The 26,583-nt window shown below is 72.5% G+C and carries 24 protein-coding genes; 22 read left to right on the plus strand and 2 right to left on the minus strand.

The genetic code is table 11. The features are described from left to right. Nucleotides 1-7 precede the first annotated feature (7 nt). The 4 genes from ACFV1J_RS20725 (at nt 8) to nusB (ending at nt 3,150) form a co-directional block, all read left to right on the plus strand. Entirely contained in the window at nt 8-892 is an 885-nt protein-coding gene (locus ACFV1J_RS20725) for a Pro-rich N-terminal domain-containing protein (RefSeq protein ID WP_385860172.1), read from the plus strand. A gap of 85 nt (nt 893-977) precedes the next feature. Beyond that, a complete protein-coding gene (locus ACFV1J_RS20730) occupies nt 978-2,084 on the plus strand; it encodes an aminopeptidase P family protein (protein WP_261952572.1) in 1,107 nt (368 codons plus the stop codon). Between the two features lie 65 nt (nt 2,085-2,149). Beyond that, nucleotides 2,150-2,716 (plus strand): elongation factor P, encoded by a 567-nt coding sequence (gene efp, locus ACFV1J_RS20735; protein ID WP_030412004.1) that lies wholly within the window; start codon nt 2,150-2,152, stop codon nt 2,714-2,716. 2 nt (nt 2,717-2,718) lie between these two features. Then, complete coding sequence (nusB, locus tag ACFV1J_RS20740; protein ID WP_201802468.1) at nt 2,719-3,150, plus strand: transcription antitermination factor NusB; 432 nt, start codon at nt 2,719-2,721, stop codon at nt 3,148-3,150. A gap of 167 nt (nt 3,151-3,317) precedes the next feature. On the opposite strand, the gene bldD is transcribed toward nusB, so the two are convergent. After that, on the minus strand, nt 3,318-3,818 hold the full coding sequence (gene bldD / locus ACFV1J_RS20745; RefSeq protein ID WP_030412006.1) for a transcriptional regulator BldD: 501 nt from the start codon (nt 3,816-3,818) through the stop codon (nt 3,318-3,320). A gap of 220 nt (nt 3,819-4,038) precedes the next feature. Here bldD and pyrR point away from each other — a divergent pair, with 220 nt between their 5' ends. From pyrR to ACFV1J_RS20815, 14 genes are all read left to right on the plus strand, one after another. Next, nucleotides 4,039-4,629 carry a bifunctional pyr operon transcriptional regulator/uracil phosphoribosyltransferase PyrR gene (pyrR, locus tag ACFV1J_RS20750; protein ID WP_385860176.1) on the plus strand — a complete coding sequence of 197 codons (591 nt, stop codon included), beginning with the start codon at nt 4,039-4,041 and terminating at the stop codon, nt 4,627-4,629. Between the two features lie 92 nt (nt 4,630-4,721). After that, entirely contained in the window at nt 4,722-5,699 is a 978-nt protein-coding gene (locus ACFV1J_RS20755; RefSeq protein ID WP_385860178.1) for an aspartate carbamoyltransferase catalytic subunit, read from the plus strand. Nucleotides 5,700-5,704: 5 nt separating this feature from the next. Beyond that, nucleotides 5,705-6,991 (plus strand): dihydroorotase, encoded by a 1,287-nt coding sequence (locus ACFV1J_RS20760; protein WP_385860180.1) that lies wholly within the window; start codon nt 5,705-5,707, stop codon nt 6,989-6,991. Next, nucleotides 6,988-7,590, plus strand: a complete 603-nt coding sequence (locus ACFV1J_RS20765) for a hypothetical protein (protein ID WP_385860182.1) — start codon at nt 6,988-6,990, stop codon at nt 7,588-7,590. Before ACFV1J_RS20760 ends, ACFV1J_RS20765 begins: the two co-directional genes overlap by 4 nt. Further along, on the plus strand, nt 7,587-8,762 hold the full coding sequence (gene carA / locus ACFV1J_RS20770; RefSeq protein WP_385860183.1) for a glutamine-hydrolyzing carbamoyl-phosphate synthase small subunit: 1,176 nt from the start codon (nt 7,587-7,589) through the stop codon (nt 8,760-8,762). The genes ACFV1J_RS20765 and carA overlap by 4 nt, the downstream gene beginning before the upstream one ends. Then, the gene (carB, locus tag ACFV1J_RS20775) at nt 8,755-12,063 is read left to right on the plus strand and encodes a carbamoyl-phosphate synthase large subunit (protein WP_385860186.1); all 3,309 of its coding nucleotides are present in this window, start codon (nt 8,755-8,757) and stop codon (nt 12,061-12,063) included. Before carA ends, carB begins: the two co-directional genes overlap by 8 nt. A 61-nt stretch (nt 12,064-12,124) precedes the next feature. Beyond that, nucleotides 12,125-13,234, plus strand: a complete 1,110-nt coding sequence (locus tag ACFV1J_RS20780; RefSeq protein WP_385860189.1) for a quinone-dependent dihydroorotate dehydrogenase — start codon at nt 12,125-12,127, stop codon at nt 13,232-13,234. Then, the gene (gene pyrF, locus ACFV1J_RS20785) at nt 13,231-14,118 is read left to right on the plus strand and encodes an orotidine-5'-phosphate decarboxylase (protein ID WP_385860191.1); all 888 of its coding nucleotides are present in this window, start codon (nt 13,231-13,233) and stop codon (nt 14,116-14,118) included. Before ACFV1J_RS20780 ends, pyrF begins: the two co-directional genes overlap by 4 nt. 206 nt (nt 14,119-14,324) lie before the next feature. Beyond that, the gene (gene mihF, locus ACFV1J_RS20790; protein ID WP_030412015.1) at nt 14,325-14,651 is read left to right on the plus strand and encodes an integration host factor, actinobacterial type; all 327 of its coding nucleotides are present in this window, start codon (nt 14,325-14,327) and stop codon (nt 14,649-14,651) included. A 38-nt stretch (nt 14,652-14,689) separates the two neighbouring features. Further along, entirely contained in the window at nt 14,690-15,313 is a 624-nt protein-coding gene (gmk, locus tag ACFV1J_RS20795; RefSeq protein ID WP_385860193.1) for a guanylate kinase, read from the plus strand. Between the two features lie 101 nt (nt 15,314-15,414). After that, nucleotides 15,415-15,687 carry a DNA-directed RNA polymerase subunit omega gene (gene rpoZ, locus ACFV1J_RS20800; RefSeq protein ID WP_030412017.1) on the plus strand — a complete coding sequence of 91 codons (273 nt, stop codon included), beginning with the start codon at nt 15,415-15,417 and terminating at the stop codon, nt 15,685-15,687. Nucleotides 15,688-15,807: 120 nt separating this feature from the next. Next, nucleotides 15,808-17,046 (plus strand): bifunctional phosphopantothenoylcysteine decarboxylase/phosphopantothenate--cysteine ligase CoaBC, encoded by a 1,239-nt coding sequence (gene coaBC / locus ACFV1J_RS20805; protein ID WP_385860196.1) that lies wholly within the window; start codon nt 15,808-15,810, stop codon nt 17,044-17,046. Between the two features lie 253 nt (nt 17,047-17,299). Further along, entirely contained in the window at nt 17,300-18,508 is a 1,209-nt protein-coding gene (gene metK / locus ACFV1J_RS20810; RefSeq protein WP_385860198.1) for a methionine adenosyltransferase, read from the plus strand. Nucleotides 18,509-18,635: 127 nt separating this feature from the next. Further along, nucleotides 18,636-20,777 (plus strand): primosomal protein N', encoded by a 2,142-nt coding sequence (locus tag ACFV1J_RS20815; protein ID WP_385860200.1) that lies wholly within the window; start codon nt 18,636-18,638, stop codon nt 20,775-20,777. Between the two features lie 158 nt (nt 20,778-20,935). Here ACFV1J_RS20815 and ACFV1J_RS20820 read toward each other — a convergent pair whose 3' ends face one another. Continuing rightward, complete coding sequence (locus ACFV1J_RS20820; RefSeq protein ID WP_385860202.1) at nt 20,936-21,484, minus strand: hypothetical protein; 549 nt, start codon at nt 21,482-21,484, stop codon at nt 20,936-20,938. A gap of 251 nt (nt 21,485-21,735) precedes the next feature. On the opposite strand from ACFV1J_RS20820, the gene fmt reads away from it, so the two are divergent. The 4 genes from fmt to rpe all read left to right on the plus strand — a co-directional run bounded on the left by fmt (nt 21,736) and on the right by rpe (nt 26,389). Continuing rightward, nucleotides 21,736-22,674, plus strand: a complete 939-nt coding sequence (gene fmt, locus ACFV1J_RS20825) for a methionyl-tRNA formyltransferase (RefSeq protein ID WP_385860205.1) — start codon at nt 21,736-21,738, stop codon at nt 22,672-22,674. Between the two features lie 140 nt (nt 22,675-22,814). Beyond that, complete coding sequence (locus tag ACFV1J_RS20830) at nt 22,815-24,083, plus strand: aminotransferase class I/II-fold pyridoxal phosphate-dependent enzyme (RefSeq protein WP_385860207.1); 1,269 nt, start codon at nt 22,815-22,817, stop codon at nt 24,081-24,083. 97 nt (nt 24,084-24,180) lie between these two features. Further along, a complete protein-coding gene (locus ACFV1J_RS20835) occupies nt 24,181-25,617 on the plus strand; it encodes an RsmB/NOP family class I SAM-dependent RNA methyltransferase (RefSeq protein ID WP_385860209.1) in 1,437 nt (478 codons plus the stop codon). Nucleotides 25,618-25,705: 88 nt separating this feature from the next. Next, a complete protein-coding gene (gene rpe / locus ACFV1J_RS20840; RefSeq protein WP_385860211.1) occupies nt 25,706-26,389 on the plus strand; it encodes a ribulose-phosphate 3-epimerase in 684 nt (227 codons plus the stop codon). Nucleotides 26,390-26,583: the final 194 nt, after the last annotated feature.

The following is a 26,583-nucleotide window of genomic DNA, read 5'->3' on the forward strand; positions in this document are numbered from 1 at the left end:
CCACCGGATGCAGTACGCAGTGGGGGCTCCGCTGCCGCCGCCCCACGGGCAGGCATCAGGACCCGGGGCCGCCATGCACTGGACGCCCGGCCCGGGACGGCCCACCCCGCCCACCTCGCCGCCGGCCCCGCCGGCCGCGCCGCCCGCCCCCGCGGCCCCGCCGCCGCCCGTGCAGCAGCCCGCCCCGCAGCCGGGCTGGCACGGTTCCGCGCCGCAGCAGGCCCCGCCGCCCAGCGGGCACAGCACCGACATCACCGGCCACGTCCAGTTGCCGTCGGGCGCGCCGGTGCCGCTGCCGAGCCCGCCCGGCGACCCGGCCGCTCCGGACGCCGCGCACGCCGCCGTCGCGGTGCTGCTGATCGGCCCGGCCGGCGCGGGCAAGACCAGCGTCGCCCGCCACTGGGCCGACACCCGCCGGGTGCCGACCGCGCACATCAGCCTGGACGACGTCCGCGAATGGGTCCGGGCCGGCTTCGCCGACCCTCAGTCCGGCTGGAACGACCACTCCGAGGCGCAGTACCGCCTGGCCCGCCGGACCTGCGGTTTCGCCGCCCGTAACTTCCTCGCCAACGGCATCTCCTGCATCCTCGACGACGCCGTCTTCCCGGACCGTCCGGTCGTCGGGCTGGGCGGCTGGAAGCGCCATGTGGGCCCCGGGCTGCTGCCGATCGTGCTGCTGCCCGGCCTGGAGATCGTGCTGGAGCGCAACGCCCGGCGCACCGGCAACCGCCGGCTGTCGGACGAGGAGGTGGCCAGGATCCATGGCCGGATGGCCGGCTGGTACGGCTCGGGCCTGCCGATCATCGACAACTCCCAGCACGACGTCGCCACGACGGTGCGGGTGCTGGACGACGTGGTCGCCCGCTCGCTGGCCAGCCCGCCCAGCTGGTAGCCGCGTGCCGGCGCGTTCTCGCTGGTGGTCCCCCGGGCGGCCCCCTCGACCGGCCGCCGCGGGGGAGCCGCCGTACGCTTGCGATATGTCCGAGTTGTACGCGGCCCGACGCACGCGGCTGCGCGACCGCTGTGCCGCAACCGGAAGCGCCGCCGCCCTGATCTCGCGCCCCGCGAACGTCCGCTACCTCACCGCCTGCGCCCCGCCGGGCGCCGCTCTGCTGCTGGGCCCGTCCGACGACGTGCTGCTGTGCGGCAGACCGCTCAGCGGCGATCCGTCCGAAGGGCGTCCGGTGGACGACGTACGGGTGTCGGTGCTGCCCGGCCGCGGCGGTGATCCGGTGGTGGCCGGCGCCGACCTGGCCGCGAAGGCCGGCGCGGACACCCTGGCCGTCGAGGAGCACCATCTGACCGTCACCCGGCACCGGGCGCTCTCCCAGGTCGCCCCGCAGCTCCGGCTGGCCGATCTGGCCTGTGCGGTCGAGGCGCAGCGGCTGGTCAAGGACGACGACGAGATCGCCTGTCTGCGGATCGCCGCGGAGATCGCCGACCAGGCACTCGGCGAACTGCTCGAATCGATCCTGGTGGGCCGCACCGAGCGGCATCTCGCACTGGAGCTGGAGCGCCGGCTGGTGGACCACGGCGCGGACGGCCCGGCCTTCCCGACCTCCGTGGCGACCGGTCCGAACTCCGGCCGCCCGGGGCATCTGCCCACCGACCGGCGGGTCGAGGAGGGCGACTTCCTCAGCGTCTGCCTGGGCGCGAACTACCGCGGCTACCGCTGCGAGATCGGCCGCACCTTCGTCATCGGCACCACCCCGTCGGACTGGCAGATCGAGCTGTACGATCTCGTTTTCGCAGCCCAGCGGGCCGGCCGGGAGGCGCTCGCGCCGGGCGTCGAGTGCCGCGAGGTGGACCGGATCACCCGCCATGTGCTCGACGCGGCGGGGTACGGCGAGCGGCTCGGGCCGTGGACCGGGCACGGTGTGGGGCTCGAAATCGATGAGGACCCTCAGTTGTCCCCGGCCGCCATGGGTAAACTGGACGCTTGCGTGCCGGTCACCGTCGAGCCGGGGGTTCACATCCCGGGCCGTGGGGGTGTCCGGATCGACGACACACTCGTCGTCCGCCCCGAGGCGGACGGCGGGCCCGAGCTACTCACGATCACGACCAAGGAGCTGCTCGCACTCTGAGCCGCAGCGGCTCGGTGGGCGCCGCTCCGGGTCCCACCACCTGCAGTCCAGGAGATTCCGCAACCGTGGCATCCACGAACGACCTCAAGAACGGCATGGTGCTCAAGCTCGAAGGCGGCCAGCTCTGGTCCGTCGTCGAGTTCCAGCACGTCAAGCCCGGCAAGGGCCCGGCCTTCGTCCGCACCAAGCTCAAGAACGTGCTCTCCGGCAAGGTGGTGGACAAGACCTTCAACGCCGGCGTGAAGGTCGAGACGGCCACCGTCGACAAGCGCGGGATGCAGTTCTCGTACATGGACGGCGACTACTTCGTCTTCATGGACATGGACACCTACGACCAGCTGCACGTCGACCGCAAGGCCGTCGGCGACGCCGCCAACTTCCTCATCGAGGGCTTCGAGGCCGTCGTCGCGCAGCACGAGGGCGAGGTGCTCTACGTCGAGCTGCCGGCCGCCGTCGAGCTCGTCGTCCAGGAGACCGAGCCGGGCGTCCAGGGCGACCGCTCCACCGGTGGCACCAAGCCCGCCACCCTGGAGACCGGCCACCAGATCCAGGTCCCGCTCTTCATCACCACCGGTGAGAAGATCAAGGTCGACACCCGCACGAGCGACTACCTCGGCCGGGTGAACAGCTAACCGTGGCTGCCCGCAGCAAGGCCCGTAAGCGCGCGTTCCAGATCCTCTTCGAGGCCGACCAGCGCGGCGCCGGCGTGCAGTCCGTGCTCGCGGACTGGATGCGGCACGCCCGGACCGACCCCCGGCAGCCGCCGGTGAACGAGTACACCCTGCAGCTCGTCGAGGGGTACGCGGACCACATCGTCCGCATCGACGAGCTGATCTCCACCTACGCGGTCGACTGGGACCTGGACCGGATGCCGGCGGCCGACCGCTCCATCCTGCGGCTCGGGGCCTACGAACTGCTCTGGGTGGACGACACGCCGGACGCGGTGGCGATCGACGAAGCCGTGCAGCTCGCCAAGGAGTTCTCCACGGACGACTCGCCGGCCTTCGTCAACGGCCTCCTCGGCCGGCTGAAGGAGCTGAAGCCGGGTCTGCGGCGCGAGGCGTAGTAGCCGGCGCCGCGGACGAGCGGCAGAGCATGTGAACGGGCCCGGAGCGTCCCTGGACGCTCCGGGCCCGTTGGCATGCCCGCATCGGCGCCGGGGTACGGCGAAAAACGGAACCGCCGCCCCGGGCTCCGGAGCGGCGGTACGTTTCTGCAGATGACGGGAGAGGGTCAGATCTCCTCGTGGGACACGGCCCGACGGGCGTCGGCGTCGAGCACGCCCCAGCTGATCAGCTGCTCGGTCAGCACCGAGGGCGACTGGTCGTAGATGACGGCGAGGGTCCGCAGGTCGTCCTGGCGGATCGAGAGGACCTTGCCGTTGTAATCACCGCGCTGGCTCTGGATCGTGGCGGCGTAGCGCTGCAGTGGGCCGGCCTTCTCCTGCGGGACGTGGGCCAGGCGCTCCAGGTCGAGCACCAGCTTCGGCGGCGGCTCGGCCGCACCGCCCGGTGTCGTGCCCGGCAGCAGTTCCTGCACCGGAACGCCGTAGAAGTCCGCAAGCTCGGCAAGGCGCTGCACGGTGACGGCACGGTCGCCGCGCTCGTACGAACCGACCACCACGGCCTTCCAGCGCCCCTGGGACTTCTCCTCGACGCCGTGAAGGGAGAGGCCCTGCTGGGTGCGGATGGCGCGGAGCTTGGCCCCGAGCTGTTTGGCGTATTCGCTGGACATATAGCTCCCCAGACAGCTGTATCGACATGCGGCTCCGCCGCGTGGCTGGTAACTCACTGTGAGGTTACGCAGCGTAATCTCGGTTCGTCAAGCGGAATGGGCCAGACCCTCACCCGTCAGGGGTGCAGACGGGCCAGCGGAGCGGTCCTGGTAACCTGACTGCGTTATCCGACGTCCTTTAAGGTCCGTCCCGTGAGGCGGAGAAGGAGGTCCGTTTCGTATGGACGCAAAAAGCTCCGAAGCGGGAGCCCAGCTCCCCGCGCGGCCGGTGCTCGAAGGCCCGGACATCGCGCGCATGCTCACCCGCATCGCCCATGAGATCGTCGAGCGCGCCAAGGGCGCGGACGATGTGGTGCTGCTGGGAATCCCCACCCGTGGCGTCTTCCTCGCCCGGCGGCTGGCCGCCAAGCTCCAGGACATCACCGGCCGCACGGTCCCGGTGGGCTCGCTCGACATCACGATGTACCGCGACGACCTGCGCCTGGGCCCGGCCCGGACGCTCGCCCGCACCGACATCCCCGCCGAGGGCATCGAGGGCCGGGTCGTCCTGCTCGTCGATGACGTCCTGTTCTCCGGCCGCACGATCCGCGCCGCCCTGGACGCCCTGGGCGACATCGGCCGGCCGCGCGCCGTCCAGCTGGCGGTCCTCGTCGACCGCGGCCACCGCGAACTCCCGATCCGCGCCGACTACGTCGGCAAGAACCTCCCCACGTCGCTGCGGGAGGCGGTCAAGGTCCAGCTGACCGAGGAGGACGGCCGGGACGCCGTGCTGCTCGGACTCAAGCAGACCGCCCCGGCCGGCGAGCGCTAGCGCACCGCTGACGGACCCGGTGACCCCGGGCCCGCAGGCATGCCTGCCTGACGGACATTCCCGTACACCTCCCTACACACGGAGAAAACCGGATGAAGCGCCACCTCATCTCGGCCGCCGACCTCACCCGCGACGACGCCGTGCTGATCCTCGACACCGCCGAGGAGATGGCCCGGGTCGCCGACCGGCCGATCAAGAAGCTCCCCACCCTGCGCGGACGCACGGTCTGCAACCTCTTCTTCGAGGACTCCACCCGCACCCGGATCTCCTTCGAGGCCGCCGAGAAGCGGCTCTCCGCGGACGTCATCAACTTCGCGGCCAAGGGATCGAGCGTGTCCAAGGGCGAGTCCCTGAAGGACACCGCGCAGACCCTGGAGGCGATGGGCGTCGACGCCGTCGTCATCCGGCACGGCGCCTCCGGTGCCCCCTACCGGCTCGCCAACTCCGGCTGGATCGACGCCCCCGTCATCAACGCCGGTGACGGCACCCACCAGCACCCCACCCAGGCCCTGCTCGACGCCTTCACCATGCGCCGCCGGCTGATCGGCCCGGACGCCGGGATCGGCCAGGACCTGTCCGGCAGGCGCATCACCATCGTCGGCGACGTACTGCACAGCCGGGTGGCCCGGTCCAACGTCGACCTGCTGCACACCCTGGGTGCCGAGGTCACCCTGGTCGCCCCGCCCACTCTGGTGCCGGTCGGCGTCGAGACCTGGCCCTGCGAGGTGTCGTACGACCTCGACAGCGTGCTGCCGAAGTCCGACGCCGTGATGATGCTGCGGGTCCAGCGCGAGCGGATGAACGCCGCGTTCTTCCCCACCGAGCGCGAGTACTCCCGGCGCTACGGCCTGGACGCCGACCGGATGGCGCGGATGCCCGGGCACGCCCTGGTGATGCACCCCGGGCCGATGGTCCGCGGCATGGAGATCACCGCCGAGGTCGCCGACTCCGGCCGCTGCACGGCCGTCGAGCAGGTCGCCAACGGCGTCAGCATCCGGATGGCCGTCCTCTACCTGCTCCTGGGCGGCAACGAGCCCGCCGTCACCCACCCCCGTACCGAGGAGAAGTAAGACCCATGAGCAAGATCCTTATCCGTGGTGCGAAGGTGCTCGGCGGCGAGCCGCAGGACGTCCTGATCGACGGCGAGTTCATCGAGGCCGTGGGCAGCGGTCTCGACGCGGACGGCGCGCAGGTCGTCGAGGCCGGCGGCAAGGTCCTCCTCCCCGGCCTCGTCGATCTGCACACCCACCTGCGCGAGCCCGGCCGGGAGGACTCCGAGACCGTCCTCACCGGCACCCGCGCGGCCGCCGCCGGCGGCTACACCGCCGTCTTCGCCATGGCCAACACCTTCCCGGTCGCCGACACCGCCGGCGTCGTCGAGCAGGTCTACCGGCTCGGCCAGGAACACGGCTACTGCGACGTCCAGCCGATCGGCGCCGTCACCGTCGGCCTGGAGGGCAAGAAGCTCGCCGAGCTCGGCGCCATGCACGAGTCCGCCGCCGGCGTCACCGTCTTCTCCGACGACGGCAAGTGCGTCGACGACGCGGTGATCATGCGCCGGGCCCTGGAGTACGTGAAGGCCTTCGGCGGCGTCGTCGCCCAGCACGCCCAGGAGCCGCGGCTGACCGAGGGCGCCCAGATGAACGAGGGCATCGTCTCCGCCGAGCTGGGCCTGGGCGGCTGGCCCGCGGTCGCCGAGGAGTCGATCATCGCCCGGGACGTGCTGCTCGCCGAGCACGTCGGCTCCCGCGTCCACATCTGCCACCTCTCGACCGCCGGATCGGTGGAGATCGTGCGCTGGGCGAAGTCCCGCGGCATCGACGTCACCGCCGAGGTCACCCCGCACCACCTCCTCCTCACCGACGAGATGGTGCGCACCTACAACCCGGTCTACAAGGTCAACCCGCCGCTGCGCACCGAGCGCGATGTGCTGGCCCTGCGCGAGGCGCTGGCCGACGGCACCATCGACATCGTCGCCACCGACCACGCCCCGCACCCCCACGAGGACAAGGACTGCGAGTGGGGCGCCGCGGCCATGGGCATGGTCGGCCTGGAGACCGCGCTCTCCGTCGTCCAGCACACGATGGTCGACACCGGCCTGCTGGACTGGGCCGGCGTCGCCGAGCGGATGTCCTTCCGGCCCGCCCGGATCGGCGGCCTGGAGGGCCACGGCCGGCCCGTCTCGGCCGGTGAGCCCGCCAACCTCACCCTGGTCGATTCCGCTTACCGTGGAGAGGTGGACCCCGCGGGCTTCGCCTCCCGCAGCCGCAACACCCCCTACGAGGGCCGTGAGCTGCCGGGACGCGTCAGCCACACCTTCCTGCGGGGCCGGGCAACGGTCGTCGACGGGAAGCTGGCGTGACTCCTCCACTCATCCAACTGGCCGAGGCGCAGAAGTCCGCGCCGGTCACCGACTGGGCGGCCCGGCTCGGCTGGGTCGCGGGCCTGCTGGTGCTCGTCGCCTTCGTCTACTGGCTGATGCGCCAGGGGTGGAAGTGGCGCGGCACGCTCCAGGGCGACCTCCCCGAGCTGCCGGCCACCCCCGAGGACCTCGGTGAGCCGAAGCTCACACTCAGCGGGCGCTACCACGGCTCCACCACCGCCGGGCAGTGGCTCGACCGGATCGTGGCCCACGGCCTGGGCACCCGCAGCCGCGTCGAGCTGACCCTGACCGACCGGGGCCTGGACGTCGTACGGCCGGGCGCGACGGACTTCTTCGTGCCGGCCGCCGCGCTGCGCGGCGCCCGCCTCGACAAGGGGATCGCCGGCAAGGTCCTCACCGAGGGCGGCCTGCTCGTCGTCACCTGGCAGCACGGGGACCACGAGATCGACTCCGGCTTCCGCTCCGACCGGGCGGAGGAGCACCCCGCCTGGGTCGAGGCCCTCACCGCACTGAGCACCACCCCCACCAGCAACACCCGTAACACCACCGAGCAGAGCGAAACGGAAGGCGCACGATGACGACCTCCACCAGGGGAACCGCCAAAGTTCCCGCCGTACTTGTCCTGGAGGACGGCCGCACCTTCCGCGGTCGCGCCTACGGGGCCGTGGGGGAGACCTTCGGCGAAGCGGTGTTCTCCACCGGCATGACCGGCTACCAGGAGACGCTGACCGACCCCTCGTACCACCGCCAGGTCGTCGTCATGACCGCCCCGCACATCGGCAACACCGGGGTCAACGACGAGGACCCCGAGTCCGAGCGGATCTGGGTCGCCGGCTACGTCGTCCGCGACCCCGCCCGGATCCCGTCCAGCTGGCGCTCGGTGCGCTCCCTGGACGAGGAACTCACCGCCCAAGGCGTGGTCGGCATCAGTGGCGTCGACACCCGCGCGCTCACCCGCCACCTGCGCGAGCGCGGTGCGATGCGGGTCGGGATCTTCTCCGGCGACGCGCTGCCCGACGCGGGCACCATGCTCGCCAAGGTGCGCCAGACCGCCGAGATGCAGGGCGCCGACCTCTCCGCCGAGGTCGCCACCAAGGAGACGTACGTCGTCCCGGCGATCGGCGAGAAGAAGTTCACCGTCGCCGCCGTCGACCTCGGCATCAAGGGCATGACCCCGCACCGCATGGCCGAGCGCGGCATCGAGGTGCACGTGCTGCCCGCCACCGCCACCGTCGAGGACGTCTACGCGGTCGAACCGGACGGCGTGTTCTTCTCCAACGGCCCCGGTGACCCGGCCACCGCCGACCACGCGGTCTCCGTCATGCGGGGCGTCCTTGCGCGCAAGACCCCGCTCTTCGGCATCTGCTTCGGCAACCAGATCCTCGGCCGTGCCCTGGGCTTCGGCACCTACAAGCTCAAGTACGGCCACCGCGGGATCAACCAGCCGGTCCAGGACCGTACGACCGGCAAGGTCGAGGTCACCGCGCACAACCACGGATTCGCCGTCGACGCCCCGCTCGACAAGGTTTCCGAGACCCCCTTCGGCCGCGCCGAGGTCTCCCACGTCTGCCTCAATGACAACGTGGTGGAGGGCCTGCACCTCCTCGACCAGCCGGCCTTCAGCGTCCAGTACCACCCCGAGGCGGCCGCCGGCCCGCACGACGCCGCGTACCTCTTCGACCGGTTCGTCGAGCTCATGCGCGACAACAACCAGCACAGCGTTTCCCAGATGGAGGGCCAGCGTGCCTAAGCGCACCGATATCCAGTCCGTCCTGGTCATCGGCTCCGGCCCGATCGTCATCGGACAGGCCGCCGAGTTCGACTACTCCGGCACCCAGGCCTGCCGGGTCCTCAAGTCCGAGGGCCTGCGCGTCATCCTGGTGAACTCCAACCCGGCGACGATCATGACCGACCCGGAGATCGCCGACGCGACCTACGTCGAGCCGATCACCCCGGAATTCGTCGAGAAGATCATCGCCAAGGAGCGTCCGGACGCCCTGCTGCCCACCCTGGGCGGCCAGACCGCGCTGAACACCGCCATCTCGCTGCACGAGGCCGGCACCCTCGACAAGTACGGTGTCGAGCTGATCGGCGCCAACGTCGAGGCCATCAACAAGGGCGAGGACCGCGACCTCTTCAAGGAGGTCGTCGAGGCCGTCCGACAGAAGATCGGCCACGGCGAGTCCGCCCGCTCGGTCATCTGCCACTCCATGGACGACGTCCTGGCGGGCGTCGAGGAGCTCGGCGGCTACCCCGTCGTCGTCCGTCCGTCCTTCACCATGGGCGGCGCCGGCTCCGGCTTCGCGCACGACGAGGACGAGCTGCGCCGGATCGCCGGCCAGGGCCTCACGCTCTCGCCGACCACCGAGGTGCTCCTGGAGGAGTCCATCCTCGGCTGGAAGGAGTACGAGCTGGAGCTGATGCGCGACAAGCACGACAACGTCGTGGTCGTCTGCTCCATCGAGAACTTCGACCCGATGGGCGTGCACACCGGCGACTCGATCACCGTCGCGCCGGCGATGACGCTCACCGACCGCGAGTACCAGATCCTGCGGGACATCGGCATCGCGGTCATCCGCGAGGTCGGCGTGGACACCGGCGGCTGCAACATCCAGTTCGCGGTCAACCCCGCCGACGGCCGGGTCATCGTCATCGAGATGAACCCGCGGGTCTCCCGCTCCTCCGCCCTCGCCTCCAAGGCCACCGGCTTCCCGATCGCGAAGATCGCCGCCCGTCTCGCCGTCGGCTACACCCTCGACGAGATCCCCAACGACATCACCGAGCAGACCCCGGCCTCCTTCGAGCCGACCCTCGACTATGTCGTCGTCAAGGTGCCGCGGTTCGCCTTCGAGAAGTTCCCGGCCGCCGACGCCACGCTGACCACCACCATGAAGTCGGTCGGCGAGGCCATGGCCATCGGCCGCAACTTCCCCGAGGCGCTCAACAAGGCCCTGCGTTCCCTGGAGAAGAAGGGCAGCCAGTTCGACTTCGTCTCCGAGCCGGGGGACAAGGCCGCGCTGCTGGAGAAGGCCCAGGTCCCCACCGACGGCCGGATCAACACCGTCATGCAGGCGATCCGGGCCGGCGCGACCCCCGAGGAGGTCTTCGACGCCACGAAGATCGACCCGTGGTTCGTCGACCAGCTCTTCCTGATCAAGGAGATCGCCGACGAGATCGCCGGCGCCGACAAGCTCGAACCGGAGATCCTTGCTGACGCAAAGCGCCACGGCTTCTCCGACGCCCAGATCGCGGCGATCCGGGGCCTGCGTGAGGACGTCGTGCGCGAGGTCCGGCACGCCCTCGGCGTCCGCCCGGTCTACAAGACCGTCGACACCTGCGCCGCCGAATTCGCCGCCAAGACCCCGTACTTCTACTCGTCCTACGACGAGGAGACCGAGGTCGCCCCGCGCGAGAAGCCGGCCGTGATCATCCTCGGCTCCGGCCCCAACCGCATCGGCCAGGGCATCGAGTTCGACTACTCCTGCGTCCACGCCTCCTTCGCGCTCAGCGAGGCCGGCTACGAGACCGTGATGGTCAACTGCAACCCGGAGACCGTCTCGACGGACTACGACACCTCCGACCGCCTGTACTTCGAGCCGCTCACGCTCGAGGACGTGCTGGAGATCGTGCACGCCGAGACCCAGGCCGGGCCGGTCGCCGGCGTCATCGTCCAGCTCGGCGGCCAGACCCCGCTGGGCCTGGCGCAGGCGCTCAAGGACAACGGCGTGCCGATCGTCGGCACCTCGCCCGAGGCCATCGACCTCGCCGAGGAGCGCGGCGCCTTCGGCCGGGTGCTCACCGAGGCCGGACTGCCCGCCCCCAAGTACGGCACCGCCTTCTCCTTCGACGAGGCCAAGCGGATCGCCGGCGAGATCGGCTACCCGGTCATGGTCCGGCCGTCCTACGTCCTCGGCGGCCGCGGCATGGAGATCGTCTACGACGAGCCGTCGCTCGGCGAGTACCTCACCCGGCACGCCGGCCTGATCGACCGCCACCCGGTCCTGATCGACCGGTTCCTGGACGACGCCATAGAGATCGACGTCGACGCGCTCTACGACGGCCACGAGCTCTACCTCGGCGGCGTCATGGAGCACATCGAGGAGGCCGGCATCCACTCCGGCGACTCCGCCTGTGCGCTGCCCCCGATCACCCTCGGCGGCTTCGACATCAAGCGGCTGCGGGCCTCCACCGAGGCCATCGCCAAGGGCGTCGGCGTCCGCGGGCTGATCAACATCCAGTTCGCGATGGCCGGCGACATCCTCTACGTCCTGGAGGCCAACCCGCGCGCCTCCCGTACGGTGCCCTTCACCTCGAAGGCGACCGCGGTGCCGCTGGCCAAGGCCGCGGCGAGGATCTCGCTCGGCGCCACCATCGCCGAACTCCGTGCCGAGGGCCTGCTGCCGAGGACCGGCGACGGCGGCACCCTGCCGCTCGACGCGCCGATCTCCGTCAAGGAGGCCGTGATGCCGTGGAGCCGGTTCCGCGACGTGCAGGGCCGCGGCGTGGACACCGTCCTCGGCCCGGAGATGCGCTCCACCGGCGAGGTCATGGGCATCGACTCGGTCTTCGGCACCGCCTACGCCAAGTCGCAGGCCGGGGCGTACGGCGCGCTGCCCACCAAGGGCCGGGCGTTCGTCTCCGTCGCCAACCGGGACAAGCGCTCGATGATCTTCCCGGCGCGCGAGCTGGTCGCGCACGGCTTCGAGCTGCTCGCCACCTCCGGCACCGCCGAGGTGCTGCGCCGCAACGGCATCAACGCCACCGTCGTGCGCAAGCAGTCCGAGGGCGAGGGCCCGAACGGCGAGAAGACCATCGTCCAGCTGATCCACGCCGGCGAGGTCGACCTGATCGTCAACACTCCGTACGGCACCGGCGGCCGCCTCGACGGCTACGACATCCGGACGGCGGCGGTGGCCCGCTCCGTGCCCTGCCTGACCACGGTCCAGGCCCTCGCGGCCGCCGTCCAGGGCATCGAGGCCATGAACCGCGGCGACGTGGGCGTCAGGTCACTCCAGGAACACGCGGAACACCTGACCGCGGCCCGCGACTAGCAGCCCTTGAGGGGGACACAGCGAACCGTCGCTGTGTCCCCCTCTTCGTGAGGACAACACCATGTACCAGCTCTTCTTCCGGCTCTTCTTCACGCGCATGGATCCCGAGCGGGCCCACCACCTGGCCTTCGGCTGGATCCGGCGGGCCGCGCAGGTCCCCGTGCTGCGCACCTTCCTCGCCGCCGCCCTCGCCCCGCGCCACAAGGAACTGCGCATCGAGGCCTTCGGCCGCCGGATGCACGGCCCCTTCGGCCTGGCCGCCGGCTTCGACAAGAACGCGGTCGCCATCGACGGCATGACCATGCTCGGCTTCGACCATGTCGAGATCGGCACGGTCACCGCCCAGCCGCAGCCCGGCAATCCCAAGAAGCGCCTGTTCCGGCTCGTACCGGACCGCGCGCTGATCAACCGGATGGGCTTCAACAACGACGGCTCCGCGTCCGTCGCGGCCCGTCTGGCGGCCCGCAACCCGGTCTTCCCGACCACCCTCGGCGTCAACATCGGCAAGACCAAGATCGTCCCGGAGTCCGAGGCGATCGGCGACTACGTCACCTCCACCGAGCGGCTGGCCCGGCACGCCGACTACCTGGTCGTCAACGTCTCGTCGCCGAACACCCCCGGGCTGCGCAACCTCCAGGCGGTCGACCACCTGCGGCCGCTGCTGACCGCGGTCCGCGAGGCCGCCGACCGCACGGTCACCGACCGCCGGGTCCCCCTCCTGGTCAAGATCGCCCCCGACCTGGCCGACGAGGACGTCGACGCGGTCGCCGACCTCGCCGTCGAACTCGGCCTGGACGGCATCATCGCCACCAACACCACCATCGCCCGCGAGGGCCTGGGCCTCACCTCCGACCCGGCCCTGGTCGCGGAGACCGGCGGCCTGTCCGGCGCGCCCGTCAAGGAGCGCTCCCTGGAGGTGCTGCGCCGCCTCTACGCCCGCGTCGGCGACCGGATCACCCTGGTCGGCGTCGGCGGCATCGAGACCGCCGAGGACGCCTGGCAGCGCATCCTCGCCGGCGCCACCCTCGTCCAGGGCTACAGCGCCTTCATCTACCAGGGCCCGTTCTGGTGCCGCTCGATCCACAAGGGCCTGGCCGCCCGCCTGCGCACCAGCCCGTACGCCACCCTCGCCGACGCCGTCGGCGCCGAGCACAGGAAGGTGACCGCATGACGGCCGGCCCCTCGCCCGACCCCTCAACGAGGCCCTCCGGGCCGCTGGACCCCTTCGGCGCGCGGCTGCGCCGTGCCATGGACGAGCGCGGGCCGCTCTGCGTCGGCATCGACCCGCACGCCTCGCTGCTGGCCGACTGGGGGCTGAACGACGACGTCGCGGGCCTGGCGCGGTTCACCCGTACCGTCGTCGAGGCGCTCGGCGAGCACGTCGCGGTCTTCAAGCCGCAGTCCGCGTTCTTCGAGCGGTTCGGCTCCCGCGGCCTGGCCGTGCTGGAGACCGCCGTCGTCGAGGCCCGAGAGCGCGGTGCGCTGGTGCTCATGGACGCCAAGCGCGGCGACATCGGCTCCACCATGGCGGCCTACGCCGAGACCTACCTCCGCCCGGACTCGCCGCTGTTCTCGGACGCCCTGACGGTCTCCCCGTACCTCGGCTACGGCTCGCTGAAGCCGGCCGTCGACCTGGCGCGGGAGAGCGGCGCGGGACTGTTCGTGCTGGCGCTGACCTCCAACCCGGAGGGGGCCGAGGTCCAGCGTGCGGTCCGCGAGGACGGCCGGACCCTCGCGGCGACCATGCTCGGCCACCTCGCCGCCGAGAACGCCGGCGCCGAGCCGCTGGGCTCCTTCGGCGCGGTGGTCGGCGCCACCCTCGGCGATCTCTCCTCGTTCGATCTGGCGATCAACGGCCCGCTGCTGGCCCCCGGCATCGGCGCGCAGGGCGCCACCCCGGCCGATCTGCCGACCGTTTTCGGCCCCGCGGCCGAAAACGTCCTCCCCAGCGTCAGCCGGGGGGTGCTGAAGCACGGTCCGGACGCCGCCGGACTGCGCGCCGCGGCGGACCGATTCACCGGCGAAGTGCGCACCGCGCTCGATCAAGCACCGTAAAGCGGGGAGTTTGGTCCCGAATTGTCCTGGTCAGCAGAGTCTGACCAGGACTTTTCGTCTGTTCTCGCTGACTCCGGCGCGCTCGGCCGCTAGTCTCCGTCGAGAGCACCGCACGTAAGCGCGTTGCTCGTTGCTCCGCAGGTGCGGGGCGACTAGGTTCCACACCGGTCCGTATCCGACAGTTCGACATCCGAGGTGACGTAGGCGTGGCTCTTCCGCCCCTTACCCCTGAACAGCGCGCAGCCGCGCTCGAGAAGGCCGCCGCGGCTCGCCGGGAGCGCGCCGAGGTCAAGAATCGGCTCAAGCACTCCGGTGCTTCCCTCCACGAGGTCATCCAGCAGGGCCAGAAGAACGACGTCATCGGCAAGATGAAGGTCTCGGCCCTCCTGGAGTCCCTGCCGGGCGTCGGCAAGGTCCGCGCCAAGCAGCTCATGGAGCGGCTCGGGATCTCCGAGAGCCGCCGCGTCCGGGGCCTTGGCTCCAACCAGATCGCGGCACTGGAGCGCGAATTCGGCGGCAGTGCTTCCGGCTGAATTTTCCGGCATCGCCGGGAAGCTGGAATAATCGCTGCATGAGTTCTGCAGTCTCCCGGGGGACGACCCCCGCCGGCCCCCCGGCCAGACAACCGCGACTGACCGTGCTCTCCGGCCCCTCAGGGGTCGGCAAGAGCACGGTCGTCGCGCATATGCGCAAGGTCCACCCCGAGGTCTGGCTCTCGGTTTCGGCCACCACCCGCTCCCCGCGACCCGGGGAGCAGCACGGCGTCCAGTACTTCTTCGTCGACGACGAGGAGTTCGACAAGCTGATCGCCAACGGCGAGCTGCTCGAATGGGCCGAGTTCGCCGGCAACCGCTACGGCACCCCGCGCAAGGCGGTCCTGGACCGCCTGGAGGCCGGCGAGCCGGTCCTGCTGGAGATCGATCTGCAGGGCGCCCGCCAGGTGCGGGAGTCCATGCCCGAGGCCCAGCTGGTCTTCCTCGCCCCGCCGAGCTGGGAGGAGCTGGTCCGCCGGCTCACCGGCCGGGGTACGGAGGCGCCCGAGGTCATCGAGCGCCGTCTGGAGGCGGCCCGGGTCGAGCTGGCCGCGGAGAAGGAGTTCGACGTGACGTGCGTCAACACCTCCGTCGAGGACGTGAGCCGTGAGCTGCTAGCCTTGATGCTGCATCGATCCGGGGACAAGAGCACCAGCGGCTGACCCCGCGGAGCCGCCCGGCTCCGGACGCACAGACTTTGCACCGGCCCGCACGACAGCCGAGCGCATGAACCCAGGCTTCATCCCCTTTCGGAAGGCAGAGAGTGTCCTCTTCCATCACCGCTCCCGAGGGCATCATCAACCCGCCCATTGATGAGCTTCTCGAGGCCACCGACTCGAAGTACAGCCTCGTGATCTACGCCGCCAAGCGCGCGCGCCAGATCAACGCGTACTACTCCCAGCTCGGCGAGGGCCTGCTGGAGTACGTCGGCCCGCTCGTGGACACCCACGTCCACGAGAAGCCCCTGTCGATCGCGCTGCGCGAGATCAACGCGGGCCTGCTGACCTCCGAGTCCATCGAGGGCCCGGCCCAGTAGGCAGCAGTTCGTTCATCCAGGGCCCGGCGGCTCGTGCGCCGGGCCTTTGGTGTGTCATGGGGGCATACAGACGCTACGGACGACGTAGTGCGGACCGGAAGCTCGGGGAGCGGCGAAGCGATGGACAAGCGGGAGCGGGAGCGTCCCAGGGTCGTCCTGGGGGTCAGCGGCGGGATCGCCGCGTACAAGGCGTGTGAGCTGCTGCGCCGGCTGACCGAGTCCGGGCACGACGTCCGGGTGGTGCCGACCGCCTCGGCGCTGCACTTCGTCGGCGAGGCCACCTGGTCCGCGCTGTCCGGCCACCCGGCCACCACCGAGGTCTGGGAATCCGTCCACGAGGTCCCGCACGTCCGCATCGGCCAGGCCGCGGACCTCGTCGTGGTGGCCCCGGCCACCGCCGACATGCTGGCCAAGGCCGCGCACGGCCTCGCCGACGACCTGCTGACCAACACGCTGCTGACCGCCCGCTGTCCGGTGATCTTCGCCCCCGCGATGCACACCGAGATGTGGGAGAACCCGGCCACCCAGGAGAACGTCGCCACGCTGCGGCGCCGCGGGGCGCTCGTCGTCGAGCCCGCGGTCGGCCGGCTGACCGGCGTCGACACCGGCAAGGGCCGGTTCCCCGACCCGGTGGAGATCTTCGCCCTCTGCCGCCGGGTACTGGCCCGCGGTGTCCAGGGGGCCGTCACGGCGGACCTCGCCGGGCGCCATGTCGTGGTCAGCGCCGGCGGCACCCGTGAGCCCCTGGACCCGGTGCGCTACCTGGGCAACCGCTCCTCCGGGAGGCAGGGCTACGCGCTCGCGGCCACGGCGGCCGCGCGCGGTGCCCGGGTCACGCTCGTGGCGGGCAACACCGAGCTGCCCGACCCGGTGGGCGTGGACGTGGTCCCGGTCGGCACCGCACGCCAGCTCCGGGAGGCCGTGCTGAAGGCCGCCGCGGACGCCGACGCCGTGGTCATGGCGGCCGCGGTCGCCGACTTCCGGCCCGCCGTCTACACCACCGCCAAGATCAAGAAGATCGAGGGCCAGGAACCGGAGCCGGTCGTGCTGGTCCGGAATCCGGACATCCTCGCCGAGCTGTCCGCCGACCGGGCCCGCCCCGGCCAGGTGGTGGTGGGATTCGCCGCGGAGACCGACGACGTGCTCGCCAACGGGCGCGCCAAGCTCGCCCGCAAGGGCTGTGACCTGCTGGTCGTCAACGAGGTCGGCGAGCACAAGGCGTTCGGCTCGGCCGAGAACGAGGCGGTGATCCTGGCGGCCGACGGCACCGAGACCCCGGTCCCGTACGGCCCGAAGGAGACCCTCGCGGACACGGTGTGGGACCTGGTCGTCCCCCGGCTGGCCGAGAATCGCCGCTGATTCCGCACACCCTCTCCTCTTTCACCCCATCGGCCCCACAAAATCGGGCGTGTTCCCTTGACGATGTCGCCCCCGCGCGGTGATCGTCCTACCGTGAGGTGTGGTGTCCCAGGTCACGGGGGGTCCAGAAATCGAGACCGCGTGCCCGAACGCCGCATACGACCGATAAACTGGCGAGTGGATCGGGCCGAGCGCAGCTCTCGGCCCTTCCGCCCATGATCAGCCAGCAGCCGCTGCAACCCCAGGGAGCGATGTGTCCCGCCGCCTGTTCACCTCGGAGTCCGTGACCGAGGGCCACCCCGACAAGATCGCTGACCAGATCAGCGACACGATCCTCGACGCGCTCCTGAAGGAGGACCCGACCTCCCGGGTCGCCGTCGAGACGCTGATCACCACCGGCTTGGTCCACGTGGCCGGCGAGGTGACGACCAAGGCGTACGCCGACATCCCCAACCTCGTCCGCAACAAGATCCTCGAGATCGGTTACGACTCGTCCAAGAAGGGCTTCGACGGCGCTTCCTGCGGCGTCTCGGTCTCCATCGGCGCGCAGTCCCCGGACATCGCGCAGGGCGTCGACACCGCGTACGAGAACCGCGTCGAGGGTGACGACGACGAGCTGGACCGGCAGGGCGCGGGCGACCAGGGCCTGATGTTCGGCTACGCCTGCGACGAGACCCCGGAGCTGATGCCGCTCCCGATCTACCTCGCGCACCGTCTCTCCCGCCGGCTGTCCGAGGTCCGGAAGAACGGCACCATCCCCTACCTCCGCCCCGACGGCAAGACCCAGGTCACCATCGAGTACGACGGCAACAAGGCCGTCCGCCTCGACACCGTCGTGGTCTCCTCGCAGCACGCCAGCGACATCGACCTCGACTCGCTGCTCGCTCCCGACATCCGCGAGTTCGTCGTCGAGCACGTCCTCAACCAGCTCGTCGAGGACGGCATCAAGCTGGACACCGACGGCTACCGCCTGCTGGTCAACCCCACCGGCCGCTTCGAGATCGGCGGCCCCATGGGTGACGCCGGCCTGACCGGCCGCAAGATCATCATCGACACCTACGGCGGTATGGCCCGCCACGGCGGCGGTGCGTTCTCCGGCAAGGACCCGTCCAAGGTCGACCGCTCGGCCGCCTACGCCATGCGCTGGGTCGCCAAGAACGTGGTCGCCGCCGGCCTCGCCGCCCGCTGCGAGGTCCAGGTCGCCTACGCCATCGGCAAGGCCGAGCCGGTCGGTCTCTTCGTCGAGACCTTCGGCACCGCCACCGTCGACACGGACAAGATCGAGCAGGCCATCACCGAGGTCTTCGACCTCCGCCCGGCCGCGATCATCCGTGACCTCGACCTGCTCCGCCCGATCTACGCCCAGACCGCCGCCTACGGCCACTTCGGCCGTGAGCTGGAGGACTTCACCTGGGAGCGGACGGACCGCGTCGAGGCCCTGAAGAAGGCCGCGGGCCTCTGAGGCACCGCATCGTCCCGGCCCCGGCCCCGTACCGCCCCGCGGTACGGGGCCGGCGGCGTTCCGGGGCCCTCGGGCGGCCGCGCTCCGGCCCGGCCCGTTGTCGGTGCGGTCTGCTAAGACTGGTGCTGTGAGCAGTGAGAACGGGCGGGATCCGGGGGAGCGGGGCGAGCAGCTGGCCCTCATCAGGGAGACCGTCCGGGAGACCAGGGCGGAGCGCGCCAAGCCGCGGACGTGGCGGGGCGCGCAGCTCGCCGATGCCCTGCCGGTGGCCCGGGTCCTGGTCGACAAGGGCCCGGTCCATCTCGACAAGCTGTGGGACTACGCCGTCCCCGCCGCCATGGACGCCGATGCCCGGCCCGGCGTACGGGTCCGGGTGCGGTTCGGCGCGGGGACCGGCCGGGTGCGCGAGGGCCGGCGCGAGGGCGGCGGGCTGCTCGACGGCTATCTCGTCGAGCGGATCGCGGAGTCCGACTACCGCGGCCCGCTGGCCGCGCTCGCCCAGGTCGTCTCGCCCGAGCCGGTGCTCAGCCCGGAGCTGCTGGCGCTGTGTCGGGCGGTGGCGGACCGGTATGCCGGTTCGCTCGCCGACGTCCTCCAGCTGGCCGTTCCGCCGCGCCACGCCAAGCCGGAGGCGGAGCGTTTCCCGGCGCCGCCGCCCCCGCCCGCGCCGCCCGCCCCGGGCGGCTGGGCGCGCTATCCGGACGGGCCGGCGTTCCTGGACGCCCTCGCGCGCGGGGGTGCGCCGCGCGCCGTGTGGACCGCGCTCCCGGGCCCGCGGTGGCCCGGTGAGCTGGCCGCGGCGGTGGCGGCGACCCTGGCGTCCGGCCGCGGCGCCCTGTTGGTGATGCCCGACGGACGGTCGGCGGCGCGGGTGGACGCGGCCCTGACCGAGCTGGTGGGGCCGGGGCTGCACACCCTCCTGGTGGCCGAGTCCGGCCCCGAGGAGCGGTACCGCCGCTGGCTGGCCATACGCCGCGGTGCGGTCCGGGCCGTCATCGGCACCCGCGCCGCGATGTACGCCCCGGTGGCCGACCTGGGCCTCGTCGCCATCTGGGACGACGGCAACTCCAGCCACAGCGACACCAACGCCCCGCATCCGCACGCCCGGGACGTCCTGCTGCTCCGCGCGGTGCACGAGAAGGCCGCCTGCCTGGTCGGTGACCTGGGCCGCACGGTCGAGGCCACCCAGCTCGTCGAGAACGGTTGGGCCCGGCCGCTGGAGGCCCCCCGCGAACAGGTCCGCACGGCCGCCCCGTTGGTCCGTACCGTCGACGACGTCCAGGCCGCGCGGGACGAGGCGGCGCGGGTGGCCCGGCTGCCGACGCTCGCCTGGCAGACGGCCCGCGCCGGGCTGGCCCGCGGCCCGGTGCTGGTGCAGGTCCCCCGCCGGGGCTACGTCCCCCGGCTGGCCTGTGAGCGCTGCCGGGAGCCGGCCCGCTGCCGGACCTGCGCCGGCCCGCTGGAGGCGCGGAGCAACGACACGGCGCTGTGCTGCAGTTGGTGCGGCCTGGAGACACCGGACTGGCACTGCACCGAGTGCGGCGGCAGCCGGCTGCGGGCTCAGATCGTCGGTGCCCGCCGTACGGCCGAGGAGCTGGGCCGGGCCTTTCCCGAGGTGCCGGTGCGCACCTCCGGCCGGGACCACGTCCTGGACTCGGTGCCGGACCGTCCCGCCCTGGTCGTCTCGACTCCCGGTGCCGAGCCGGTCGCCGAAGGCGCCGGGTACGCGGCCGCGTTGCTGCTCGACGGCTGGGCGCTGCTCGGGCGGGCGGATCTGCGGGCCGGGGAGGAGGCGCTGCGGCGCTGGCTGGGCGCCGCGGCGCTGGTGCGCGGGCAGGCGGAGGGCGGCACGGTCGCGGTGATCGCGGAGCCGACACTGCGGCCGGTGCAGGCGCTGGTGCGCTGGGATCCGGCCGGGCACGCGGTGCGTGAGCTGGCCGAGCGGGCGGAGCTGGGGTTCCCGCCGGTGTCCCGGATGGCCTCGGTGACCGGCCGGCCCGAGGACGTCGCCGAGCTGCTGCGGGCGGCCGAACTCCCGCCGGGCGCCGAGGTGTTGGGGCCGGTTCCGCTGCCGGTGCCGGATCCCGGGCGGCCGCGCCGGCCGGGCGATCCGCTGCCCGGTGAGCAGTGGGAGCGGGCGCTGGTCCGGGTCCGGACGGGCCAGGGCGCGGCGCTCGCCGCGGCGCTCAAGGCGGCGCGGGCGGCCAGGCTGGTCAAGCGGGAGGGGGCGGCGGTGCGGGTCCGGATCGATCCGCCGGACCTGGGCTGATCGCGCGGCGGGGCGCCGTGGTTGAGCGTCCTGCGGCGCCGTGAGTCCCGGGTTCGCGATCGGGTGCGGAGGCGGGCATGACGCCGCCCCGGGACCGAGGTCGGCGGGCGGTCCCGGGGCGCTGGCGAGGGTGCCGGGCGGCCGGCGTGGGGGAGGGGTCAGCCGTTGCGCGGGCCGGGGAAGGCGCCCGGCCGGGTCGACTCTTCCCGGGCGGCCGCGGAGGCCGGGCCGGGCATGGAGCGGGCGGCGGGCACGGACGGCGCGCCGGTCAGCCCGGTGGTCACGCTCACCGCGCGGTTCGCCGCGGACTCCGGCGTACGCACCGCGGGCTCGGCGCCGTCCGCGGCGGGCTGGGCGGCGGCCCGGCGGGCCCCGTAACGGCGGTGCACCGCCTGCTTGGTGACACCGAGCGCGGAGCCCACCGCGTCCCACGAGAACCCCAGCGAACGGTCGAAGTCGACCGCGGCCGTGACGAGCGTCTCGACGCTGTCCCGCAGCTCCTGGGCGAGGCGCACGGTCGGCGCGGGCGCGCGTCCGTAGACGACGAAGCCCGCGGACGGTCCCGTGCGCCGCGGCCGGTAGACGTTGCCCAGCTGAGCGGTCAGCGTGCGCAGTGCGTCCACCTGCCGGCGGACCCGCTCGATGTCCCGCACCAGGAGATGCAGGCTGGCGCGCGCCTGGGCGTCGTGGGTTGCGTGGTCGGCCATGAGCAAGCCTCTCGAACCGGCGTGGAATGAGGAAAAAGGAAAGCGATCGGGCCGCCGAGGCGGCCCGGTTCGGGTCAATGCTGTTTGACCAACGCGACAGGAGTGGCTCTGGTCACGGTATGGGGGCGTACGAGCTTCCGTGCGAGGCGCGGGAAATGTCGTACGCCCCCTGAGGACGGCGCCCGCGGCCCGTACCAAGGCCCATAGACTGGTGTGTCGTTCCGCTGCGTGTGAGAGGTAGTCCGCCACCCATGAGGCTTGTCTTCGCCGGCACCCCCGAGGTCGCCGTCCCCTCCCTCGATGCCCTGATCGCCTCCGACCGGCACGAGGTCGTGGCCGTCGTGACCAGGCCCGACGCGCCCGCGGGACGTGGCCGGAGGCTGGTCGCCAGCCCGGTCGCGGAGCGCGCGGAGGAGGCCGGCATCGAGGTGCTCAAGCCGGCCCGGCCGCGGGAGGCGGACTTCCTGGCCCGGCTGCGGGAGATCGCCCCGGACTGCTGCCCGGTGGTCGCCTACGGCGCCCTGCTGCCCAAGGCGGCGCTCGACATTCCCGCCAAGGGGTGGGTGAATCTGCACTTCTCGCTGCTGCCGGCCTGGCGCGGCGCGGCGCCGGTGCAGCACGCGGTGCTGGCCGGCGACGAGGTCACCGGCGCCTCGACCTTCCAGATCGAGGAGGGGCTCGACTCCGGCCCGGTCTACGGGGTGTTGACCGAGGAGGTCCGGCCGACCGACACCAGCGGCGATCTGCTCACCCGGCTCGCGTTCGCCGGCTCCGGCCTGCTCGTCGCGACCATGGACGGCATCGAGGACGGCACCCTGACGCCGGTGCCGCAGCCCGCCGAGGGCGTCTCCCTCGCGCCGAAGATCGAGGTCGAGGACGCCAAGGTGGACTGGACGGCGCCGGCCCTGCGGGTCGACCGGGTGATCCGCGGCTGTGCGCCCGCGCCCGGCGCCTGGACGGTCTTCCGCGGCGAGCGGCTGAAGCTGATGTCCGCCACGTCCGCCGCGGGCCACGCCGAACTCTCCCTCGCGCCCGGCGAACTCGCCGTCACCAAGAAGGCGGTGTACGTCGGCACCGGCAGCCACCCGGTCGAACTGGGCTGGGTCCGGCCGCAGGGCAAGAAGCCGATGCAGGCCGCGGACTGGGCGCGCGGGGTACGCATCGAGGCGGGCGAGCGGCTCGGCGGCTGACGCCACCGGGGCCGCGCGTGCCCCGCCGGATCCCAGTGGGTGGAATTCCCGGGCCGGTCGGCCGGGGCGGTTTGTATCCTCGCAGCCGCCACCTGAACGACGCGCCGTCCCGCGGCGCGGCCCCTGGGAAAGGAAGCACCATGACCTCCGAGCTGAGCCCCGACGCGCCGGCCGGTCCCGTCGAGCGGGCCCGCCAGGACTACCAGGAACTCGTCGGCCGGGGTCTCTCGCTCGACCTCACCCGCGGCAAGCCGGCGCCGGAACAGCTCGACCTCTCCATGGACCTGCTGAGCCTGCCCGGCGGACGGCACACCTCCGCCGACGGCACGGACGTGCGCAACTACGGCGGGCTGCAGGGCCTGCCCGAGCTCCGGGAGATCTTCGCCGGGCTGCTCCAGGTCCCGGCCGGGCAGCTGCTCGCGGCCGGCAACTCCAGCCTGGAGCTGATGCACGACTGTCTGGTGCACGCCCTGCTGGGCGTGCTGCCGGGCGCCGCGTCGCGCTGGGCGGACCAGGGGCGGATCGCGTTCCTGTGCCCGGTCCCCGGCTACGACCGGCACTTCGCGCTCTGCGAGCGGTTCGGGATAGAGATGATCCCGGTGCCGATGACCGACGAGGGCCCGGACATGGCGACCGTGGAGCGGCTGGTCGCGGAGGACGCCGCGGTCAAGGGCATCTGGTGCGTACCGAAGTACAGCAACCCCACCGGCGTCAGCTACAGCGACGCGACCGTGGCCCGGCTCGCCGCCATGCCCACCGCCGCACCCGACTTCCGGATCTTCTGGGACAACGCGTACGCCGCCCACCACCTCACCGACGAACCGGTCGAGATCGCCGACCTGCTCGCCGCCTGCGCCGAGGCCGGCAACCCGGACCGGGCGTTCGTCTTCGGCTCCACCTCGAAGATCACCGCGGCCGGCGCCGGTGTCGCCTTCTTCGGCTCCTCGCCCGCGAACGTCACCTGGCTGCTCGGCCACAACGCCAAGCGGTCGATCGGCCCCGACAAGGTCAACCAGCTGCGGCACGTGCTGTTCCTGCGCGACGCCGACGGGGTGCGCGCCCACATGGAGCGCCAACGCGCCCTGCTGCAGCCCAAGTTCGAGGCGGTGGGCCGGATCCTGGAGAAGGAGCTCGGCGGGACCGGGCTCGCGACCTGGACCACACCCAAGGGCGGGTACTTCGTGACCCTGGAGGTCCCGGACGGCTGCGCCAAGGAGGTCGTCCGCCGGGCCGCCGAGGCGGGCATCGTGCTCACCCCGGCCGGAGCCACCCACCCGTACGGCGACGACCCGCGCGACGCGGTCATCCGGATCGCGCCCAGCTACCCCGGTCTCGCGGAGCTGGAGCAGGCGATCGAGGGGCTCGCCGTCTGCGTCCGGCTCGTGGGTCACGAGCGGCGGGCCGCGTAGGGAGGCGTTCTGCGGCGGCCCCGGGCCCGCGTAGGCTGGGACGGATCCCTCATCGGGGACCCCGCAGACCGCATGTCGTATCCGGAGCACCTTTTCTGTGAGCCAGCCCCAGCCCCGCCGCCGTCCCGGCAAGCCGCACCGCCGTCCGAAGAAGGACCCGGTCAGGATCCTCGCGTTCGAGGCGCTGCGGGCCGTCGACGAGCGGGACGCCTACGCGAACCTCGTCCTGCCGCCGCTGCTGCGCAAGGCGCGCGAGGGCGGGGACTTCGACGCCCGGGACGCGGCGCTGGCGACCGAGCTGGTCTACGGTTCGCTGCGCCGGCAGGGGACGTACGACGCGATCATCGCCCGGTGCGTGGACCGGCCGTTGCGCGAGGTCGACCCGCCGGTCCTGGATGTGCTCACGCTCGGCGCCCACCAATTGCTCGGCACCCGCATCCCCACGCACGCCGCGGTCAGCGCGAGCGTCGAGCTGGCGCGGGTGGTGCTGGGTGACGGGCGCGCCAAGTTCGTCAACGCGGTGCTGCGCAAGGTCGCGGCGGACGACCTGGACGGCTGGCTGGCGCGGATCGCCCCGGACTACGACGAGGACCCCGAGGACCACCTCGGCCTGGTGCACGCGCACCCCCGCTGGATCGTCTCGGCGCTGTGGGACGCCCTCGGCGGCGGCCGGGCCGGCATCGAGGACCTGCTGGAGGCGGACAACGAGCGCCCCGAGGTGACGCTGGTGGCGCGGCCCGGCCGGGCCACCGCCGAGGAGCTGCTGGCCGCGGCCGGTGAGCGGGGCGCGCTGCCCGGCCGCTGGTCGCCGTACGCGGTCCGGCTCGCCGAGGGCGGTGAGCCCGGCGCGCTGGACGCGGTGCGCGAGGGCCGCGCCGGTGTGCAGGACGAGGGCAGCCAGCTGGTCGCCCTGGCCCTGGCGAACGCGCCCGTCGAGGGCACCGACCGGGCCTGGCTGGACGGCTGCGCCGGCCCCGGCGGCAAGGCCGCGCTGCTGGCCGCGCTGGCCGCCGAGCGCGGTGCCGCCCTGCTGGCCTCGGAGAAGCAGCCGCACCGCGCCCGCCTGGTGGCCCGGGCCCTGGACGGCAACCCCGGCCCGTACGCGGTGATCGCCGCCGACGGCACCCGCCCGGCCTGGCGGCCCGGCAGCTTCGACCGGGTCCTGATGGACGTCCCGTGCACCGGCCTGGGCGCGCTCCGCCGGCGCCCGGAGGCCCGCTGGCGGCGCCGTCCCGAGGACCTCGACGGCTTCGCCCCGCTCCAGCGCGAGCTGCTGCGCCAGGCGCTCGCCGCGGTGCGCGTCGGTGGCGTGGTCGGCTATGCGACCTGCTCGCCGCACCCGGCCGAGACCCGGGCCGTGGTGGAGGACGTCATCAAGGGCCGCGGCGGCCCGGCGGTGGCGGTCGAATGGCTCGACGCCCGGCCGCTGATGTCCGGCGTCCCCGCCCTCGGTGACGGCCCGGACGTCCAGCTCTGGCCGCATCTGCACGGCACCGACGCGATGTACCTGGCCCTGCTGCGCCGCACCGGCTGACCGGCGCACGGCGGGGCGGACCGCGGCCGGCCGGTCTCCGGCCCGTCCCGCCTCCGACCGCTCGGGCCCGGGGCGCCATACTGGGGGCATGGCCTTGATCAACCCCAGCATCCTGTCCGCAGACTTCGCCCGGCTCGCCGAGGAGGCGAAGGCCGTCGAGGGCGCCGACTGGCTGCACGTCGACGTGATGGACAACCACTTCGTCCCGAACCTCACGCTCGGTGTGCCGGTCGTCGAGTCGCTGCGCAAGGCGACGGACACCCCGCTCGACCTGCACCTGATGATCGAGGACCCGGACCGCTGGGCGCCGCAGTACGTCGAGGCCGGGGCCGGGTCGGTGACCTTCCACGCCGAGGCGGCCGCCGCGCCGGTGCGGCTGGCGCGGGAGATCCGGGCCAAGGGCGCGCGGGCGGCGATGGCGCTCAAGCCGGCCACCTCCATCGAGCCCTACGAGGACCTGCTCCCCGAGCTCGACATGCTGCTGATCATGACCGTGGAGCCCGGCTTCGGCGGCCAGGCGTTCCTGGACATCATGCTGCCCAAGATCCGCCGCACCCGTGAGCTGATCTCCCGGCACGGTCTGGAGCTGTGGCTCCAGGTCGACGGTGGGGTCTCCGACGCCACCATCGAGCGGTGCGCGGAGGCCGGCGCCGACGTCTTCGTGGCCGGTTCCGCGGTCTACGGCGCGGACGACCCCGCCAAGGCGGTGCGGGATCTCCGCGAGAAGGCCGAGGCGGCGACCGCGGGGGCCGGCTGGGCCTGCGCACACTGAATTCCGGCCAACGGGGGCGGGTGGCAAGGCCGTTGTCGGCCACGGGAATCCCCCCGGGGCACGGCCGAGCCGCCAATTGTCCGTGGCGCTACCCAGCGTTCACCAGGGTCGCGGCGGTCAAGGTCCCCGTTGCCGCCGGGTTTCTGAAAGGATGAGCAAAGACTCGATCAGATGCGCAAAAGGGGAGAATTTCG

The sequence above is a fragment of the Streptomyces sp. NPDC059649 genome, assembly GCF_042734445.1.
GTDB lineage: Bacteria > Actinomycetota > Actinomycetes > Streptomycetales > Streptomycetaceae > Streptomyces.